Origin of the sequence: Autumnicola aciditolerans (genome assembly GCF_041679265.1) — a bacterium.
Classification (GTDB): domain Bacteria; phylum Bacteroidota; class Bacteroidia; order Flavobacteriales; family Flavobacteriaceae; genus Autumnicola.
In genome coordinates this window covers 1-2724 of sequence record NZ_JBGFSM010000049.1, presented here as the reverse complement: position 1 = coordinate 2724, position 2724 = coordinate 1, and the positions used below count along the sequence as shown (strand labels likewise).

Below are 2724 nucleotides of genomic sequence, written 5' to 3'. Positions count from 1 at the left end.
TTTCTTCCCGAAACCCCGACCAGTCCACGATTTAACAAAATTTCCCGTCTGCGCTCTGGTTTCGATGCCTTATAACGGTCTCGCATAACGACAAGTGGCGCGGAGTTATGGATGCGGATTTGTCGGCTTACCGTTTTTGTTTGATATGGAAACTAATTTAGTTCTTTTCTATGAAACCCGCCATTTGCGGTATGCGTTGTTGGCAACCGTATTTTCTTACTGAATTTTGATTAGATATTGCTTAAATCTTGTTTGCCGATAATTGTCATAATTTCGACAATATTGTTTTCTACTCGATAATAAACGCTATCAGATCCGCACACGCATCTTCGATATCCAGGTTTTATAAAGTCAACTGCTTCAAAAGTGAACGGTTGCTCGGCGATGAGATCGAAATATTCAAAAAATGTTTCGAAATATTTATCTGCTTGAGTTACTCCAAATCTTTTTACTCCAAATTGATGGATTCTAATTAAGTCTTCTTTAGCGACATTACTTAATCTATATTTACTCATTAAGTGAAGACTTTGATTTTGCTAAAATCTGTTCTTTACTGTCATTTGTAAATCCACTTTTTTCAGCTTTTTCTATTTTACTTCTAATCCAATCAATTTGAACCTGCTGATTTCTAGCTTGTCTTATTAAGTCATTAACCAATTCACTTTTACTCGAATATTCTTGATTCTCAATTTGAGATTTCAACCATTCGTCATTTGGTTTTGTAAATGAAATACTTTGTCTTGCCATAATCTTTTTTATTTGATGTAAAATTGCACCAAAAATGAATCATCAACAAGCTTTTTTTATGAAAATATTGTTGCCAACGGTCCCGGTTATCGCCAGTTGGCGGAGTAAGGGACGCGGATTTGTCGGCTTAGTATTGGTTTGTTGGTCAAGTTAATTATTTTCTTACTAACGGTGCCGGCTATTGGCGATTAACCGTTGTTGGGTACCGTTTTATTGTTAGCCTCAAAATCAATGGGTTCAAATAAATCATTTCCAACACCAAAGGGAATTATTTTTTCATGTTGAAATCTCCCGATAATACATGCAGGATGTGTCCCAAATTTTTCTGCATATTCAACAATATCTTTATAAGTAATTGGATTTAATTTTAGAATTTCTCTTTCCTCTTCTTTACTTAAAATCCAGTCAGAAGCAAATTCATCTGCTTGATTTTCAAATTCTTGGTTTTCACCTTCAACTTTAATATTTTCAATGGAGATATACTTTTTACCATGTAACAAGATATGTCCTACTTCATGAAAAAAAGTAAACCAGAAAATATCATTTCTCTTATACCTTCCACTTAATTGAATTAGGGGTGAATCTTTAATCCATCTTGTAGATCCATGTATAGGAGCTTTAGGTAAGCATGGCGTATGTACAACTTTAACTCCTGCAGATTTGCAAATTTCATGAAGTTCTTCAAAAAAGTTTTTTGGCTGTTCAGCCATAATCTTTTTTATTAAGGGTAATTTATTTTTAAACTTAGCCTTATCAAAATCTGGAGCCGAAATTTTCTCAGCTTGTAATTCGCCTTGTCTAAGCCATGCCGCAATTGCAGTAGCATTTTCTTGGTCTTTTAGGGAAATTCTAAATGCAACTTTAGTTCTTTGATTGTAGTAATAATCTTCAAACCCTTTTTTTGTTGCAATCGAAAAAAAATTGAAAAGCTCTACAACTTTTTCTTCTATTTTTCGCGTCTTTTTGACCCATCCTAAAGAAGCCATTTTTGGATATGGGAAACCTTTAGCCCATTCTTTACATTCGTCAATATTTTTTTGAAAATTTATTCGAGCTAAATATTCATCATAATTTCTTTGTGCTTCCAGCCAAAAATGGGCAGGTATTTTTAAAACTTGTTCAAAAAGTATTGCCATTTCTGGTGTTATAGAACTTTCGCCTTTTAATAGCGCAGTTATTGTTTTTTCTGGTTTTCCCGTTTTTATCGCAAATTCTTTTGCTCCTATATTTTTCTCTTCAAGGGATTCTATTAATATCTCTGAAGGGTGTGTAACACTCTCCGGATAATATTGATTTATTGCTGCCATTTCTCTTGTTTTAATCCTGTTAGTGGTAATCCTCAATTTCTATTATCTCTACACCTAGTATTTCTACCCAAATGTATTTACCGTCTTCATCCGTTGGAATTGGATCTTCTTTTGGTTTAAAAATTAGTCGGTATGGTTGGTCTAAGTCGCAAGCCCATTGCCCTTTTCTATCTTCCCTTAATTCGTGAAAATTGCCAGGTTGAAATCTTACATCTTCAAGTGTTTTTGAAGCCTTTAACTGATCTAGTCGCTTTTTGTACTTTTTAAATCGTATTGCACCTAATTTTTTATTTCCAATTTTATCTTTATTGGCACATTGCTCTAGTTTTTTGTCTAAAAATTCTATCTCCACGAAAATCTATTTTTTTCATTACACCTCCTTTTAATTAAAACTCAACTTTATAGTGCAAAGGTATGTAATATTATAATTAACACAAAATGTAAATTAAAATAATGAAATATGGCTCTGTATAAAATGGTACCCAACGTCCCGGTTAACGCAAGTGCGGACTTGGGGAGCGAAATCGATCTTTTAATTACTATTTTTAAAGGTACTAAAAATGCCATTTTTTACTGGTCTGCCGTATTTGTGTTAACCGTTGTGCCTGTTGCACAAGTTAGCTAAAAGTGCTAATTTACTACATGCAAGGCAAGAAAAATTATCAGGAAA

The 2724-nt window shown here is 33.5% G+C and carries 4 protein-coding genes; all 4 read right to left on the bottom strand.

Features of this window, described 5'->3' with window-relative positions; all coding sequences use genetic code 11:
• Positions 1-230: 230 nt before the first annotated feature.
• Positions 231-515 carry a type II toxin-antitoxin system RelE/ParE family toxin gene (locus AB8M93_RS18570; RefSeq protein WP_373060455.1) on the bottom strand — a complete coding sequence of 95 codons (285 nt, stop codon included), beginning with the start codon at positions 513-515 and terminating at the stop codon, positions 231-233.
• Positions 508-747 carry a ribbon-helix-helix domain-containing protein gene (locus AB8M93_RS18565; protein ID WP_373060453.1) on the bottom strand — a complete coding sequence of 80 codons (240 nt, stop codon included), beginning with the start codon at positions 745-747 and terminating at the stop codon, positions 508-510. Before AB8M93_RS18565 ends, AB8M93_RS18570 begins: the two co-directional genes overlap by 8 nt.
• A 188-nt stretch (positions 748-935) precedes the next feature.
• A complete protein-coding gene (locus tag AB8M93_RS18560) occupies positions 936-2054 on the bottom strand; it encodes an ImmA/IrrE family metallo-endopeptidase (RefSeq protein WP_373060451.1) in 1119 nt (372 codons plus the stop codon).
• A 19-nt stretch (positions 2055-2073) separates the two neighbouring features.
• On the bottom strand, positions 2074-2406 hold the full coding sequence (locus AB8M93_RS18555) for a type II toxin-antitoxin system RelE/ParE family toxin (RefSeq protein WP_373060449.1): 333 nt from the start codon (positions 2404-2406) through the stop codon (positions 2074-2076).
• Between the last annotated feature and the right edge of the window lie 318 nt (positions 2407-2724).

What these genes read in the sequence shown, in the direction of transcription:
- AB8M93_RS18560 (WP_373060451.1), bottom strand. Translation starts at nt 2,054, where the DNA reads ATGGCAGCAATAAATCAATATTATCCGGAGAGTGTTACACACCCTTCA.
- AB8M93_RS18570 (WP_373060455.1), bottom strand. Translation starts at nt 515, where the DNA reads ATGAGTAAATATAGATTAAGTAATGTCGCTAAAGAAGACTTAATTAGA.
- AB8M93_RS18565 (WP_373060453.1), bottom strand. Translation starts at nt 747, where the DNA reads ATGGCAAGACAAAGTATTTCATTTACAAAACCAAATGACGAATGGTTG.